We start from the raw sequence: 15,365 nt of genomic DNA, 5'->3' as shown, positions 1-15,365 counted from the left end.
TGGCCGCGGCATCCCGCAACCCCCTGTGGAACATCCATGGACTTCCTATGATGGTCGCGCCGGATCCCACCCGGGCGTTCGGTCGACGCGGAATGCGAGGGGGTACGCCATGGGGATCATCACGGTCGACCTGTTCATCACGCTCGACGGGGTCTACCAGGGGCCGGGCGGTCCCGACGAGGACGAGTCGGGCGCGTTCGCGCTCGGCGGCTGGCAGGGCCACTACCTCGACGACGAGAACGGCGCCGCGATCGGCGAGGGCATCGACCGCATGGACGCGCTGCTCCTCGGTCGCCGCACGTACGACATCTTCGCCGGGTTCTGGCCGTACCGCGGCGAGGAGCCCATCGCCGTGAAGCTCAACGCGATGCCGAAGTTCGTCGTGTCGCGCTCGCTCACGGATCCGAGCTGGGCCGGCACCACCGCGCTCGGCGACCTCGACGAGGTGGCGGCGCTCAAGGACCGCTTCGAGGACATCCACGTGATCGGCAGCGGCGACCTCGCGCGCTCGCTGCTCGAGGCCGGGCTCGTCGACCGGCTGAACCTGTTCGTCTACCCGGTGGCCCTCGGCTCCGGCAAGCGGCTGTTCGGCGGCGGGTTCGGGGTGCCCGCCGCGTTCGCCCTCGCGCAGCCGCCGCGCGCCTTTCCGAGCGGTGCCCTGCACCTCGTGTACGAACCTGCGGGTCCCGCGGTCACTGGCTTCGACATGTCGAAGTAGGCAGGCCCGCACCTGGCGGGTGCGGTCCCTGCCAGGAACCGGTCATGACCTGCCAATGGGCCCGCGATGCGTGCCGCGGGCCGTGCCGAGTGCCCGAAGATGGTGGGATGCACGCCGGATTCCGTTTCTCCGCAGACCCCGCCGACCTCGACCACGCGCTCGTGCACCGCTGGCTCTCGACCGACGCCTACTGGGCGCTCGGCCGCACGCGCGAGAAGCAGGAGGCCGCGATCGCGGGATCCCGCAACTACGGCGTGTACGACGAGACGACCGGCGCGCAGGTCGCCTACGCCCGCATTGTGACGGATGCCGCGACGTTCGCGTGGCTGTGCGACGTGTACGTCGACCCGTCGGTTCGGGGCAAGGGCGTCGGCGTCGGGCTCATCGAGGGCGTGTTCGCCGACCTCGAGCCGCTCGGGCTGCGCCGCTCGCTGCTGGCCACCGCCGACGCGCACGGCCTCTACGAGAAGTTCGGGTTCGAGCCCCTGGCCGAGCCCGAGCGGTGGATGGTGCGCTGGCACGACGTGCACGACCGGGGAATCGGGGGTGCAGCGTCCACGCCCGCCGAGGCCGACGCCGGCCTCGCGGACCCATCCCTTGCCGACCCGGCCGCGACGCCGTAGCTTCTGCCGCATGGACGATCGCGAACGCGGCCTCGAGCGCCTCGACCTCGTGACGGGCGAGGCGAGGGCCCGAGCGGATGTCGCGGTCGGCCGCATGTTCGGCTCCGAGGGCTACTCGGTGCGAGGCAAGCTGTTCGCGTTCGTCTCGACCGACGGGCGCCTCGTGGTGAAGCTGTCTGAGGCCCGCATCGAAGAGCTCGCGCTCGAGAACATGGTCATGCGCGGCCGGCCCATGCGCGAGTGGGCCGTGGTGCCGTACGAGGCCGGAGCCGATCGGTGGGCCGCGATCGCCGCCGACGCGCTGGCCTTCGTCGACGGGATCACGCCGTAGTCGCGCTGCGCTCAGCGCTGCTCGGCGAGCCAGGCGTCGAAGGTCTGCGTGCCGAGCACGGCATCCGGGCCGGGCAGTGTGTCGCCTCGGCGCATCGCCGCGAACTGCTTGCCGGGCAGCGCGACGGCGAGCACGGGGCCGCGCAGTCCCCGGGCCTTCGCGAGCCGCCGGATCATGCCGGACACGTCCTCGCGCTGCGGCCCGGCGAAGTCGGGACTGCGTCCGGCGGGGCCCTGCTCGGCGAGCTCGACGAGCCGCTGCCCGACCTCCCACGCGGCGACGGGCTGCGTCGCGATCTTCGGCGCGAGGTGCACGCCCGCGAACGAGAGCATGCCGAGCATCTGCTCGGCGAACTCGTGGAACTGCGACGCGCGCATGATCGTGAACGGCACCGCGCCGGCCTCGACCTCCCGCTCCTGCGCGAGCTTGCCCGCGTAGTAGCCGTAGGGCGCGCGGTCGATGCCGACGATCGAGAGCGTCACGTGGTGGCCGACGCCCGCGGCCTGCTCGGCCGCGAGCAGCGTGCGCGTCGTCGTCGTGAAGAACGCCGTCGCGGCATCGGCCGAGGTGGCGTTCGCGTTCGCCGTGTCGATCACGGCGTCGACGCCCTCGAGCGCGGCCGCGACGCCGGTGCCCGCGACCAGGTCGACGTCGTTCGAGCGGGTGAGCACGACGACCTCGTGCCCGCGCTCGCGCGCGGCTTCGACGACGTGGCGCCCCACGGTTCCGGTTCCTCCGGCGACGGCGATTCTCATGGATGCTCCCTTGGCACGAACGAACGTCAGCGGTCGAGGTCGTCGCGCTCGACGATGCGCTCCTCGTTCCACGGCACGGCCCAGCCGAGCTCGTCGAACATGCGCGAGAGCACGAGCGCGGTGAAACCCCAGACGACCCGGCCGCCGACGGTGAACGCCGGGCCGCGGTAGACGCGCCCCTCGTACGTCATCTGCGTGTTGCCGCGGTTCGCGGGATCGAGCAGGTCGGCCACCGGCACCCGGAACACCTCGACCGACTCGTCGTGGTCGACGGCGGCGACCTGCGAGGGACGCGTCCACCAGGCGGGCACCGGCGTCACGAGGTGGTTGCTCACCGGCACCGGCATCGGCGGCAGGGTTCCGAGCGGCTCGATGCCGTCGGGGTCGACGCCCGTCTCTTCAGCGGCCTCGCGCAGCGCACCCGCGATCGGTCCGTCGTCGGACGCCTCGATGCGCCCGCCCGGGAACGCGATCTGACCCGGGTGACTGCCGAGCGTCGCCGCCCGGCGCAGCAGCAGCACGTCGAGCTCGCGCGCGACGGCGGCCTCGCCGGAGCCGTCCAGGGCCGGACGATCGTCGCCGCCGGCCTGCGAGGGCAGTGCGTCGAGCACCCCGAAGAGCACGAGCACGGCCGCCGGGCGCGTGGCCGCGGCATCCGCTCGGAACCTCGGGAAGTCGGGGTGCCACGTGAGGCCGCGAGCGCAGAGCGCGGCGAGTTCGGCGCGCGCACCCGCGAGATCGCTCACGATCGGCGCCCGTCGTCGTCGTTGTCGAACCGCATGCCTGTCATCCTGCCACCGCGGGCGCCGGCCGTCGGCACGAGACGGCGAGCGCGTGGCGCGGGACCGCCCGCGACATCCGTCATTCGGCGATCACCCGGTGAACCCCCGGCGAACTCGCAGCGCAACCCCCAGCCGAATCACACCGCGGAGTCCTATTCTGAACGGATGCTGGTGATCAGCTACAACCTCCGCAAGCATCGCGCGATCTCCGAACTCGCGGCGCTCGATGAGCGCTACTCCCCCGACGTCGTGTGCCTGCAGGAATGCGACACCCTCGACCTCGCCGAGCACGAGGGCCGGCTGCGGCTCGCGCACTCGACCGTGGGCAGCCGGCTCGGACTCGCCGTGTACTACCGACCCGACCGCATCGAGATCCGAGACCTGCGCACGGTCGCGCTGAAGAAGTCGATGCACGACCGCGTGCTGCGGCCCGCGCACGAGCGTCTGCTCGGCGCGCGCCTCTACGACCGCGTGCACGAGCGCGAGGCCATCGTGGCCTCGTTCCACGCCGCACCGCTCACCGCGCTGAACTCGCTGCGCCGCCACCAGATCAAGGCCGCGCTCGGCGAGCTGCAACTGCTCGGGCCGAACCTGCCCACGCTCATGGTGGGCGACTACAACTACCCGATCTTCAAGGACAACCTGGCCGAGAAGGTGCGCGAGGCAGGCTACGACCTGACCCTCAGCGACAGCCGCACGTACACGCGCTACAAGTTCTTCCGCGGGCACTTCGACCTCGCGACCTCGGCCGGCTTCGACATCCGCAAGGTCGAGACCCTGCCGCGCGGCTCGAGCGACCACCTGCCGATCCTCGTCGACACCGAGTACGCGGATGCCACGGCGACCGTCGCCGACGCGGTCGGCCCTGCGGGCGAGGCCGACGTCGCCTGACCCCGGCGATGCCCGAAACCCCCTGAACCGGTGCTTGCCCCGGTGTCGGCGCCGCCCCTAGCCTGAGCACTACCGCCGCGCGAGCCTTCTCGTGCGGCGGGCGAAACGGCTGGCAGATGTCCTCCGCGTTGTACGCACTCGGTCGATGGGCCTTTCGAGCACGGGTGCGAATGCTCGTGCTCTGGCTCGGCGTGCTCGCCGTCTGCTTCACCGGCGCGGCGCTCATCGGCCAGGGCACCGACAACACCTACAGCATCCCGGGCACCGAGTCCCAAGACGCGCTCGACGCGCTCGCCCGCACCTTCCCCCAGGTGAGCGGCGCCACGGCCCAGCTCATCGCGGTCGCGCCCGACGGCGGCGACGTGACGGATGCCGCATTCGAGCAGGCCGTCGAGGCGGCCATCGCCGACATCGAGGCGATCCCGCAGGTCGAGGGGGCGAGCTCGCCGTACGCCACCCCCGGGTCGGCGAACCTCGCGCCCGACGGCTCGGCGGCCCTCGTGCCGATCCAGCTCTCGGTGTCGACGACGTCGGTCACGCCCGAGACGGCCGACGCGCTGCAGGCCGCGGGCGACGACCTCGAGCAGGCGCTGCCCGACGGGTCGCAGGTCGCCGTCGGCGGGCAGCTCTTCGCACAGACCTCGACGGGCATCAGCATCACCGAGCTGCTCGGCATCCTCGTCGCGTACCTCGTGCTGCTCGTGGCGTTCGCGTCGTTCACGGCCGCCGGCATCCCGCTCGTCACGGCGCTGCTCGGCGTGGGCGTGTCGCTCGCGATCGTGCTGACGGGCACCGGGTTCCTCACGATCACGTCGACGACGCCCCTGCTCGCCCTCATGCTCGGCCTCGCGGTCGGCATCGACTACGGCCTGTTCATCGTGTCGCGACATCGCGACCAGGTGCAGCAGGGCCTCGACGTCGAGGAGTCCGCCGCGCGCGCGGTCGCGACCTCCGGCTCGGCGGTCGTCTTCGCCGCCATGACCGTGATCATCGCGCTGCTCGGCCTCGCGGTCGCGGGCATCCCGTTCCTCACGACCATGGGCGTGGCCGCGGCCCTCGCGGTGGCGACGGCCGTCGCGGTCTCGCTCACGCTCACGCCGGCCCTGCTCGGGTTCGCCGGGTGGCACGTGGTCGCGAAGCGGTACCGACCCGGTGCCGATCCGGCGACGGATGCCACGCAGGTGACGGATGCCTCGGTGGCGACGGATGCCGGTGGTCGGCCGGATTCCGACGAGGGCGCAAGCTCCGACGAGAGCGCACGCTCCGACGAGGGCGCAGACCCCGACGAGGGCGCAGACCACGACCGTGCCTCCGACGGCAGCGACGCCTCTGCGGGATCGGAGTCGGACCCCGCGACGGAAGCCTCGGACGCCCGGCCCGAGACGGCCGAGCCGGCGCTCGATCGCGCGCCCGCGGCATCCGCCCCTCGTGGCTTCTTCGGCGGCTGGGTGCGCGGCGTGACGAGGTGGCCGATCGTGACGGTCGTGCTCGTCGTCGGGCTGCTCGCGCTCGCGACCGTGCCGGCCGCGCACCTGCGCCTGGCGTTGCCCGACGCGGGGTCCCTCGACGAGGGCGAACCCGGGCGCGTGACCTACGACCTCATCGCCGAGCACTTCGGCCCGGGCTTCAACGGCCCGCTCATCGTGACGGGCCTCATCATCGAGTCGACCGACCCGGTCGGGCTCATGGACGACCTGGGGGCGACCCTCGCCGCGGTGCCCGGCGTGGCATCCGTTCCCCTGACGACGCCGAACGAGACGGGCGACACGGGCATCGTGCAGGTGATCCCCGAGGGGTCGCCCGACTCGGAGCAGACGAAGGAGCTCGTGTCGACGCTGCGCGCCATGCACGACGACCTCGAGGCCGAGTTCGGCGTCGACCTCTCGGTGACGGGCTACACCGCAGCGGGCATCGACATCTCGGACCGTCTCGCCGGGGCGCTCGCGCCGTTCGGCCTGCTCGTGGTCGGACTCTCGCTGGTGCTGCTCGCGATGGTGTTCCGGTCGATCGTCGTGCCCGTGACGGCCGCGCTCGGGTACGTGCTCTCGATCGGCGCCGCGTTCGGACTCACGAGCCTCGTGTTCGTCGACGGGGTGGGCGCCGACCTGCTCGGCGTGGCCGACGTCGGCCAGGTGATCAGCTTCATGCCGATCATCCTGATGGGCGTGCTGTTCGGCCTCGCGATGGACTACGAGGTGTTCCTCGTCAGCCGCATGCGCGAGGACTACGTGCACCAGGACGCCGCCGGGCGCGATGCGACGGGTGCCGTGCATCGCGGCTTCGTCGCCTCCGCCCGGGTCGTCACGGCGGCCGCGATCATCATGTTCTCGGTGTTCGTCGCGTTCGTGCCGGGCGGCGACGCGTCGATCCAGCCGATCGCGTTCGGACTGGCCGTCGGCGTCGCGATCGACGCGTTCCTCGTGCGCATGACCCTGATCCCGGCCGTGCTCGTGCTGTTCGGGCACCACGCCTGGTGGATTCCCGCGTGGCTCGACCGGGCCCTGCCCGGGTTCGACATCGAGGGAGAGGGCCTCACCGAGGAGTTCGCCCTGGCGGACTGGCCCGAGCCCGGCGACCGGTACGTGCTCGCGGCCGAGGGCGTGCGCGTCGCCGGACACGACGACGACCCGGGCGACGAGGTCGAGCAGGTCGAGATCGGCGACGAGGAGTCGGTCGGGCGCTCGGCCGGTCGGGCCGGGGCGGTCGGGGCAGCCGACGCCGGTGGGACGGATGCCGCGGGTCGGCCGCGCGGGTTCACCGCGCGCCTCGAGGCCGGCGACGCGCTCGTCGTGTTCGGGGGCACCGTCGGCGATCGCCGCGAACTGCTGCTCGCGCTCGGCGCCAGGCGCGGCATCGCCGCCGGACTCCTCAAGGTGTGCGGCCTGGTGCTTCCCTCGCGAGCCGCGACCGTGCGCACGCGCACCGCGTTCGCCGGCCTCGCCGGATCGCGCGGCGCCGAGCTGGTCGTGCGCACGGCGCTCTGGAACACGCGGGACCTCGTGCTCGTCGACGGACTCGACGAGGTCGGCGACCCCGACGTGCGGCGGCGCATCGCCGCCCTGCTCGCGGAGGCGCACGGGCACGCCGAACGACACGGCGAGCGCCCGCTCTCGATCGTCGTCTCGGCTCGCGAACCCGGTGGGGCGAGCGACGTGCTGCCCGCGGCATGCGCCGTGCGCGCGGCATCCGTCACCGGATCGAGCGCCGAGGCCGTGACCGTCGGCGTGGCGGGTGCCGCGGCGGCGGCCGGATCGGACGCGGGCTGATGCCCGGGCGGTTCTCGGCGACGGCCGGCACCGAGCGGCTCTCGCGGCTGGGCGTGATCGGCGTGCTCGTGGCGCCGCTGCTCATCGGCGGCGTGCTGACCTGGGCGCTCACCGAGCCGACGACCTCGCTCGACCGCGTCACGGCCGCGATCGTCAACGATGACGTGCCCGTCACGGTCGACGGTTCGACGGTGCCGCTCGGGCGCCAGTTCGCGGCGGGACTCCTCGCCGGCGGCGCGACCTCCACCCCGGCACCCACGGCCACTCCGTCGGCATCGGCGTCGCCCTCGGCCGCCGCATCGGCCTCGCCCTCTGCCTCCGCATCGACATCGCCCTCTGCGACGCCTTCGGCGCCGGCGACCCCCGCGACCGACGCGGCCACCGCCCCGGTCGACGACGACAGCGGCAACTTCACGTGGGTGCTCACCAACGACGACGACGCGGCGGCCGGGCTGCGCTCGGGCAGGTACGCCGCGGTCATCACGATCCCGGCGTCGTTCTCGGCCGCAGCGACCTCGATGGGCGGACCGGCGGCGCAGGCCAGGCAGGCCGTCATCGAGATCGCGACCACCCCGGCATCCGCGTACCTCGACCCGGCGCTCACCGAGGTCGTCACGCAGACCGCGGTCTCGTCGCTCAACCGCCAGCTCACGGCGCAGTACCTCGGAAACGTCTACGCCGGGTTCAACGAGATCAACGAGCAGATCGGCAACGCCGCAGACGGCGCCGACCAGGTGTCCGAGGGTGCCGCCTCGCTGAGCTCCGGAGCGGATCAGCTCGCGAGCGGCGCCTCGCAGCTCGCGACCGGGCTCCAGTCGCTCGACACCGGCGCGTCGGCCCTCGACGCGGGACTCGGCGAGCTCGACGCGGCATCCCAGTCACTCCCGGGCGACTCGGCGGCGATCGCCGCGGGCGCCGCCGGAGTCGCGGATGCCACGGCGCAGGCCTCGTCGGCCCTGGGCGACGCGACCGCCCGGCTCGCCGCCGTGGTCGCGGAGATCTGCCGGATCCCGCCTGGTCGCCTCTGCAGCCAGGCGCAGGACGCACTCACGCGTGCGCAGGCCGCCGACGCACTCGTCGGGCAGCTCGCCTCGGGCGCGGACCAGGTGGCCACGGGCTCGGCCGAGCTCGCCGACGGCCTCGTCTCGCTCGTCGACGGACTCGACCAGACCGCTGCGGGTGCGGACGAGGTCGCGGCGGGAGCCGCCCAGGCCGATGCGGGCGCCGCATCGCTGAGTGCCGGCGCGCAGTCGCTCGCCACCGGCGCGGACCAGCTCGACACGGGCGCCGCGCAACTGGCCGACGGGCTCGCGAGTGCGACCGAGCAGATCCCGACGTACTCCGCGAGCGACATCGCGACCCTCTCGTCGGTGGTGTCGCTGCCCGTGCTCGCGGATCACGACGCCGCCACGCGCGGAGTGACGTCGGCACCGCTGTTCGCCGTGATCGCGATGTGGTTCGGCGCGATGGTGCTCGCGTTCGCGCGGGCCGCCGTTCCCCGGAGTCGGCTGCTGACCGGCGCATCGTCGATGGACATCGCCCGTCGCAGCCTCGGGCCGACAGTGGGAGTCGGCGCGGCGCAGGGTCTGGTCGTGGCCGCCGTCGTGCTCGCCGCCGTGCCCCTCGGCCCCTCGGAGTGGATCTGGTTCACGGCCGCGAGCCTCGTCGTCGGGGCGGTGTTCGCCGTCGTCAACCAGGGCCTCGCCGCCGTGCTCGGCGGTGCGGGCCGACTCGTCGCGCTCGCGATCGGACTGGTCGCCCTCGTCGCAGGCCTCACGTCGACCGCACCGAGCGCGCTCACGAGCCTCGCGGATGCCGCACCCACCGCACCCGCACGCACGGTGCTGCTCGCGACGCTCACGGCCGACGCCGCTGGCGGCTGGCCCGCCCTGCTGCCGCTCGCGCTGTTCGGGCTGCTCGGCGCAGGGCTGGTGCTGGCCGGCGTCATGGCGCGCCGCGGCGCGCCGCGCGAACCCGCTGCCGACCGGGAGGACGCGGTCTGATGCCTCGGGAGGTGGCCGGGGCAGGACCGCTCCGGCAGAATCGTGCGATGACCGACCTCACCGCACGGCGCCCCGACGATGCCGCCGACCGGCTGCCCTCGCTCACCGCCGTCGAGACACCGTGGGGTGCGTTCGTCGCCGTCGAGGACGACGGCGTGCAGCGCATCCGCAACATCCGCTACGCCACGGCCGACCGGTTCGGCCGGCCGCAGGCGGTCGAGCCCGACCCGGCGTCGTCCGACGACCTGCAGCTCGCCACCATCGCCTGTCCGCAGCCGCCGAGCCCGAGCGCGGCCGTGCTCGGCGACCCCCTCGAGGGCGCGGTGTTCGACGAGGACTGCCTGCGCATCACCGTGACGCGCCCCGCTGACGCCGTCGGCCCGGTGCCGGTGCTCGTGTGGATCCACGGCGGTGCGCACGTCTCGAACGCGGGCGACCTGCCCGGATTCGACGCGTCGGCGCTCGCCCGCGAGCACGGCGTGCTGGTCGTCGCCCCGACGTTCCGGCTCGGCCTGCTCGGCTTCGCCGGCGACCGGCTCGGTGCCGACTCGCGGCGACCTGCGAACCTGGGGCTGCTCGACGTCGCGACCGCGCTGCGCTGGGTGCGCGAGCACGTCGCCGGGTTCGGCGGCGACCCCGAGCAGGTCACCGTCTTCGGGCAGTCCTCGGGCGCCGACGCGCTCGCCCACGTGCTCGCGGCCGACGGAGCCGAAGGCCTCGTCTCGCGCGTCGTGCTGCAGAGCGCGCCGTTCGGCATCCGCACCGATCGCGACGAGATGCAGGCGAAGATGCGCGAGGCGATCGGGGTGATCCCGACGGATGCCACGACCGACGAGATCGGCGCACTGCAGCTCGTCGCGAAGCAGGCGGGGTCGGGCTACGGCCTGCGTTCGGGCATGAGCTTCGGCCCCGAGGCGGGCCAGGCGCCGCTGCCTGCCGAGGCCGAGATCCCCGGGGTCTGGCGCCGCCGTGCGGCCGGGCTCGACGTGCTCGTGACGTGGACGACCGAGGAGACGATGTTCTTCCTCGGCACCGTGCCGAAGCTCGAACGCCTGTTCCGGGTGCCCCTCGTCGGGCGGCTCGCGCGCCGCGTGCTCGTGGGCGCGACCACGAAGCGCGTCTACGCGCGAGAAGGCCGTCGGTTCGCCGAGCTGCTCGCGGCGGGCGGCGCCTCCGTGCAGGTCGGCGTGTTCGACGCGCGCCCCGCGGGCGGTCCGCTCGGCGCCGCGCACGCGATCGAGCTGCCCCTGCTCTTCCCGAACGAGCCGGCCTGGTCGCGCGCGGCCCTGGTCGCGCCCGACGGCGCCGCGACCCTCGTGGCCGCCGGCGCGCCGCTTCGCGCGGCCTGGGTCGAGTTCGCCCGCAGCGGGCGCATCAGCGAGCAGCACATCCCCGTCGGCGCCGGGTGGCGCGGCGGGCTGACCCTGGAGGACGTCTCATGAACGACCGACCCGTCAAGCCGACCACGGTCGACGAGTACCTCGCCGGCTTCGAGGGCGAGCCGGCCGAGCGCCTCGCGGCGGTGCGCGCCGCGATCCACGAGGTGCTTCCGGGTGCCGAGGAGAAGCTGCGCTACGACATCCCGGCCATCGCCGTGCATGGCCGCTATTGGCTGCACTTCGCCGGCTGGAAGCAGCACATCGGCCTCTACCCGGTGCCGCACACCGAGGGCGAACTCGAGGCGCGCATCGCCCCGTGGCGCGCGGCGAAGGACACCGTGAACCTGCCTTACTCGAAGCCGCTGCCGCTCGATCTCGTGCGCGACATCGCCCGACTCGTGGTGGAGCTCCGCGGGGGCGAACGCGACACCTGATCACCGGGCGTCGGTCGAGGCGCCGCTTGTGGTGCGGCCGAGGAGCCCCTATCGTCGAATTTCCCTGAGGAAATCTCGATATGCAGACGTCGCAACGGAACCGTCGGTCACGTGCGCGGTGGTGGGCTGCCCTGGTCGCCGGCGCGCTCATCGTCGCGGGTGCGACGGCGGCGAGCGCAGCGGAACTCGACACGTGGGGCACCTTCGCCGTCTCGGCCGCGGCCCCGTTCACCGGGACCGTCGCGATGCCGGGCAACTTCCCGGCGACGACGTTCACGTCGACCTCGAGCACCGCGACGGTCGTGAGCGGCGCCTCGACCTGGCAGGCCGCGTCGACGCCGGTCGGCGCCGTGTTCGGGTCGAGCCGGGATCGCACGTACCTCAACCAGCGCCCCGCAGCGAACAACGCCGCCTCGCCCGGCGTCACGACCTACACGTTCGCCCGACCCACCCCCGCGTCGGGCTGGGCATTCGTGCTCGGCGACGTCGATGCCGACCAGGTGACGCTCTCGGCGACGGGCGCCGACGGCGAGCCCGTGCCCGTCGCGGCGCTGGGCTACCAGGAGTCCTACAACTCCTGCCATCGCACCGGCGGACCGTCCTGCGACGCGGCCGACCTGAACGATCGGCCGTCGTGGACCGACGGCGGCTCCACCGGCCTGCTCATCGGCAACGCGCGCGCCGCCGACACCGACGGCGCGACCGCGTGGTTCGCGCCGAGCGTGCCGATCACGTCGCTCACGATGTCGTTCAGGTGGCGCAGCGGGTTCCCCGTGTACCAGACCTGGTTCGTCGCGAAGACCTTCGCCGTCGGCGGCACCGTGACACTCGACGACGCGCCGTTGGCGGGGTCGACCGTGACCGTGCTCGACGAGAACGGCACCGTGGTCGGCACGGCCGTGTCGGGCGCCTCCGGCGCATGGAGTCTGCCCGCGCTGATCGCGACCGGGCCGTACCGCGCGGTGGTCGAGCCACCGCCCGGCATCGCGCCGCTGCCCGAGCGCGAGTTCTCGCTCACCGAGTCGGATGCCGAGGGCGTCGACTTCCCGTTCGTCACCCCGCCCCCGCCGATCGCCGAGGTCGACGCCGCGTCGACGCTCCAGGGCGTGCCGGTGAGCCATCCCCTGCTCGACAACGACCTTCCCGGGTCGGAGCCGTTCCCGCTCGTTCCGGACAGCGCTCGCTTCGCGCTCCCCCCGACCGCCCCGGCGGGAACCGAGCTCTCGGCGGACGGCCGGCTGCTGACCGTCCCGGGCGAGGGCGTCTGGTCGGTCACCGCAGACGGAGTGGCGACGTTCACGCCCGAGCCCGCGTTCACCGGCGCGACCACGACGATCCCCTACGCGGTCGACGACACCCGAGGCGGCACGGCGACCGCGAGCGTCACGGTCGAGGTCGCGCCGGTGACGCCTATGGCCACCGACGACCCGCGCGCGACGCCGATGGGTCAGCCCGAGCGGTTCGCGCCGCTCGCCAACGACCTCGCAGGCGATCCGGCGGTGCCGCTCGTGCTCGACTCGCTCGTCTTCGTGATGCCTCAGGGGGCACCAGCGGGGTCGACGCTGAGTCCCGATGGCAGGCAGCTCGTGATCCCCGGCGAGGGGTCGTACGCGATCGGCGACGACGCCTGGGTGACGTTCACGCCGGACGCCGCGTTCTCGGGCGTCGCGACGCCCGTGGCCTACACGGTGGCCGACGCCAACGGCACCGTCGCCACGGCGACGATCACGGTGACGGTGAGCGCCGCCGGCCAGCCGATCGGCACGGTCGACGAGATCTTCACGCTGCAGGGCACGCCGACCTCGGGCCCGCTCACGGCGAACGACTCGCCGTCCTCGGCGAGCGCCGTGTTCCTGCCGGAGTCGATCAGGTTCTCGCTGCCGCCGGGCGCTCCGCCCGGATCGAGCGTCTCGGCCGACGGCCGCACCCTCGTGATCGGCGGCGAGGGCACGTACACGCTGGATCCGGGGGTCGACTTCGCGGTCTTCACGCCGGAACCGGCCTTCGTGGGCACGACGACCCCGGCGCCGTACTCGGTGCTCGATTCCGAAGGGGCCACGGCGAACGCGACGATCATCGTGCACGTGACGCCCGTGACCCCGACCGCGGTCGCGGATTCCACGACCACGGCGCAGGGCACCGCGACGACCGTCGAGCCCCTCGCGAACGACGAGCCGGGCACGGCCGCCATCGCGCTCGTGCCCGCCACGCTCGCGCTCCAGCTGCCGCCGGGAGCGCCCGCCGGCTCCTCGTTCTCGCCCGAGGGCGTGCTCACCATCGCGGGCGAGGGTGTCTACGCGCTGGACGGGGCGGGCGGCGTCACGTTCACGCCGGTCCCGTCCTTCACCGGCGACACGACGCCCGTGCCGTACACGGTCGCCGACGCGAACGGCACGCTCGCGACATCCGTCATCTCGATCTCGGTCGCCCCCGTCGTGCCGGTGCCGTCACCGGATGCCGCGGCGACCCCGCAGGCGACCCCGATCACGGTCGACGTGCTCGGCAACGACCTGCCGGGGTCCGACGCGGTCGGGCTCGATCCGACGAGCGTGCGCCTGCGCGTGCCGGCCGGTGCCCCGATCGGCACCGCGCTCGGCGCCGACGGGAGGTCGCTCGTCGTGCCCGGCGAGGGCGAGTACACGGTCGACGCCGTCACGGGCGGCATCGGGTTCCGGCCCGTCGCGACCTTCGTCGGCGAGGCGACCCCGGTGCCGTACGGCGTCACCGACGCGAACGGCACGACGGCCACGGCGCTGCTCGTGATCTCGGTGACCCCGGTGACGCCGGTCGCCGGCGTCGACAACGTCGTGGCCGAGCCCGGCGAGTCGACGGTCATCGACGTGCTGGCGAACGACGTCAGCGGCAACGACGCGGGCGGCGGCGCTCCGGCGCCGCTCGTGCCCAGGTCGGTGCGCCTGGAGCTGCCGCTCGGCGCCGACCCCGAGGCGCTGTCGTCCGACGGCCGCACGCTCGCCCTCGACGGCGTCGGCACGCTCACGGTCGACCCGACGACCGGCGCAGTCACGTTCGCGCCGGCCGCGGGGTTCTCGGGAACGACGCCCGTCGTGCCCTACACCGTGCTCGATGCGAACGGCACGCTCGCCCGAGCGAGCCTCCAGGTGGACGTCGCAGCCGCCCCGACCGAGCCGCCGCCGACCGACCCGCCGGGCGAGCCGGTGATCCCGCCGAACCCCGGCACGAGCGGGCCAGGCGCACCTGCCGGATCCGGCGACGCGACGGGACTGCCCGCGACCGGCCCCCGAAGCCTCGAGGCGCTGCCACTCGCCGCCGCGCTCCTCGCTGCTGGCCTGGTCGTGCTCGCGTCGCGCCGGCGGCACGCGCCGACCACGCCGGCATCCCCCCGTCGCTGAGCGACGCGATCGGCCGATCGGCCGAGGCAGGTCGGACCCGCCGACCGATGCCGCCGCGGCATCCGCTCGCGAGCATCGGAGCATGGACGAGAACCCCCCAGCCCCGCCTATGCGCCGCCGCCCCGGATGGCTCGCGCCGTCCGGGCTCATCGCGCTGACGCTCGTGCCCATGGCCGCTGGCTCGAGCCGCCTCGTGCAGCTCGGCACCGGCGCCGAGGTCACGGCCGAGAACGCGCGCTTCTTCGACTCCCCCGTGCCGGTCATCGCGCACATCATCGGGTCCACGGTGTTCCTGCTGCTCGGCGCGCTGCAGTTCGCACCCTCGCTCAGGCGGCGCCGCTGGCACCGGCTCGCCGGGCGGGTGGTCGCGCCGGCCGGGCTCGTGTCGGCGGCATCCGGTCTCTGGATGGCCGTCGCCTACGACCTTCCGGCGAACAGCGGCCCTGCACTCATGCTCATCCGCATCGTGCTGGCGCCCGCCATGGCGGCGGCGATCGTCGTCGCGTTCCTCGCGATCCGGCGCGGCGACGTGCGCGTGCACAGCGCGTGGATGACGCGCGCCTACGCCATCGGGCTCGGTGCCGGCACGCAGGTGCTCACGATCATGCCGTGGGTGCTGCTGGTCGGCGAGCCCGACGAGTTCGCCTACACCGCGCTCATGGCGCTCGGGTGGGCGATCAACCTCGCGGTCGCGGAGGTCGTCATCCGGCGACGCGTGCGCATCGGCATGTTCGGCCCGCGCCGACGCCCGCGCTCGGTCGCGACGCCGCCCCCGACGCCCTCCTCGACGGATGCCGCGCACCTATCATGAG

Annotated in this window: 12 protein-coding genes; 10 read left to right on the top strand and 2 right to left on the bottom strand. The window is 73.7% G+C overall.

Annotated elements, in window-relative coordinates; all coding sequences use genetic code 11:
• Positions 1-109: 109 nt before the first annotated feature.
• The 3 genes from BM342_RS06025 (at position 110) to BM342_RS06015 (ending at position 1,672) form a co-directional block, all read left to right on the top strand.
• On the top strand, positions 110-718 hold the full coding sequence (locus tag BM342_RS06025; RefSeq protein WP_092964533.1) for a dihydrofolate reductase family protein: 609 nt from the start codon (positions 110-112) through the stop codon (positions 716-718).
• A 107-nt stretch (positions 719-825) separates the two neighbouring features.
• Positions 826-1,341, top strand: a complete 516-nt coding sequence (locus tag BM342_RS06020; RefSeq protein ID WP_092964532.1) for a GNAT family N-acetyltransferase — start codon at positions 826-828, stop codon at positions 1,339-1,341.
• A 10-nt stretch (positions 1,342-1,351) separates the two neighbouring features.
• On the top strand, positions 1,352-1,672 hold the full coding sequence (locus BM342_RS06015; protein WP_092964531.1) for a hypothetical protein: 321 nt from the start codon (positions 1,352-1,354) through the stop codon (positions 1,670-1,672).
• Positions 1,673-1,683: 11 nt separating this feature from the next.
• Here BM342_RS06015 and BM342_RS06010 read toward each other — a convergent pair whose 3' ends face one another.
• Together BM342_RS06010 and BM342_RS06005 are read right to left on the bottom strand one after the other, a co-directional pair.
• A complete protein-coding gene (locus BM342_RS06010; protein WP_092964530.1) occupies positions 1,684-2,427 on the bottom strand; it encodes an SDR family oxidoreductase in 744 nt (247 codons plus the stop codon).
• Positions 2,428-2,453: 26 nt separating this feature from the next.
• A complete protein-coding gene (locus tag BM342_RS06005) occupies positions 2,454-3,176 on the bottom strand; it encodes an NUDIX hydrolase (protein ID WP_092964529.1) in 723 nt (240 codons plus the stop codon).
• Positions 3,177-3,374: 198 nt separating this feature from the next.
• Between BM342_RS06005 and BM342_RS06000 the strand changes: the two genes are divergently transcribed.
• From BM342_RS06000 to BM342_RS05970, 7 genes are all read left to right on the top strand, one after another.
• Positions 3,375-4,100 carry an endonuclease/exonuclease/phosphatase family protein gene (locus BM342_RS06000; RefSeq protein WP_092964528.1) on the top strand — a complete coding sequence of 242 codons (726 nt, stop codon included), beginning with the start codon at positions 3,375-3,377 and terminating at the stop codon, positions 4,098-4,100.
• 170 nt (positions 4,101-4,270) lie between these two features.
• Positions 4,271-7,366, top strand: a complete 3,096-nt coding sequence (locus BM342_RS05995) for an MMPL family transporter (RefSeq protein ID WP_255368559.1) — start codon at positions 4,271-4,273, stop codon at positions 7,364-7,366.
• Positions 7,366-9,369 carry a hypothetical protein gene (locus BM342_RS05990; RefSeq protein WP_143109770.1) on the top strand — a complete coding sequence of 668 codons (2,004 nt, stop codon included), beginning with the start codon at positions 7,366-7,368 and terminating at the stop codon, positions 9,367-9,369. Before BM342_RS05995 ends, BM342_RS05990 begins: the two co-directional genes overlap by 1 nt.
• A gap of 47 nt (positions 9,370-9,416) precedes the next feature.
• The gene (locus BM342_RS05985) at positions 9,417-10,811 is read left to right on the top strand and encodes a carboxylesterase family protein (protein ID WP_177232074.1); all 1,395 of its coding nucleotides are present in this window, start codon (positions 9,417-9,419) and stop codon (positions 10,809-10,811) included.
• Entirely contained in the window at positions 10,808-11,182 is a 375-nt protein-coding gene (locus BM342_RS05980) for an iron chaperone (protein WP_092964524.1), read from the top strand. The genes BM342_RS05985 and BM342_RS05980 overlap by 4 nt, the downstream gene beginning before the upstream one ends.
• Positions 11,183-11,262: 80 nt before the next feature.
• Entirely contained in the window at positions 11,263-14,553 is a 3,291-nt protein-coding gene (locus BM342_RS05975; RefSeq protein WP_092964523.1) for an Ig-like domain-containing protein, read from the top strand.
• Positions 14,554-14,635: 82 nt separating this feature from the next.
• Entirely contained in the window at positions 14,636-15,364 is a 729-nt protein-coding gene (locus tag BM342_RS05970) for a DUF2306 domain-containing protein (protein WP_218154894.1), read from the top strand.
• The last annotated feature ends 1 nt before the right edge of the window (position 15,365 follow it).

It is taken from the genome of Agromyces sp. CF514 (genome assembly GCF_900113185.1).
Taxonomy (GTDB): domain Bacteria; phylum Actinomycetota; class Actinomycetes; order Actinomycetales; family Microbacteriaceae; genus Agromyces.
The sequence above is the reverse complement of the archived record's forward strand: the minus strand, read 5'-3'. Positions and strand labels throughout refer to the sequence as shown.

What these genes read in the sequence shown, in the direction of transcription:
- BM342_RS05995 (WP_255368559.1), top strand. Translation starts at nt 4,271, where the DNA reads ATGCTCGTGCTCTGGCTCGGCGTGCTCGCCGTCTGCTTCACCGGCGCG.
- BM342_RS06000 (WP_092964528.1), top strand. Translation starts at nt 3,375, where the DNA reads ATGCTGGTGATCAGCTACAACCTCCGCAAGCATCGCGCGATCTCCGAA.
- BM342_RS06010 (WP_092964530.1), bottom strand. Translation starts at nt 2,427, where the DNA reads ATGAGAATCGCCGTCGCCGGAGGAACCGGAACCGTGGGGCGCCACGTC.
- BM342_RS05985 (WP_177232074.1), top strand. Translation starts at nt 9,417, where the DNA reads ATGACCGACCTCACCGCACGGCGCCCCGACGATGCCGCCGACCGGCTG.
- BM342_RS05975 (WP_092964523.1), top strand. Translation starts at nt 11,263, where the DNA reads ATGCAGACGTCGCAACGGAACCGTCGGTCACGTGCGCGGTGGTGGGCT.
- BM342_RS06025 (WP_092964533.1), top strand. Translation starts at nt 110, where the DNA reads ATGGGGATCATCACGGTCGACCTGTTCATCACGCTCGACGGGGTCTAC.
- BM342_RS06015 (WP_092964531.1), top strand. Translation starts at nt 1,352, where the DNA reads ATGGACGATCGCGAACGCGGCCTCGAGCGCCTCGACCTCGTGACGGGC.
- BM342_RS05970 (WP_218154894.1), top strand. Translation starts at nt 14,636, where the DNA reads ATGGACGAGAACCCCCCAGCCCCGCCTATGCGCCGCCGCCCCGGATGG.
- BM342_RS05980 (WP_092964524.1), top strand. Translation starts at nt 10,808, where the DNA reads ATGAACGACCGACCCGTCAAGCCGACCACGGTCGACGAGTACCTCGCC.
- BM342_RS05990 (WP_143109770.1), top strand. Translation starts at nt 7,366, where the DNA reads ATGCCCGGGCGGTTCTCGGCGACGGCCGGCACCGAGCGGCTCTCGCGG.
- BM342_RS06020 (WP_092964532.1), top strand. Translation starts at nt 826, where the DNA reads ATGCACGCCGGATTCCGTTTCTCCGCAGACCCCGCCGACCTCGACCAC.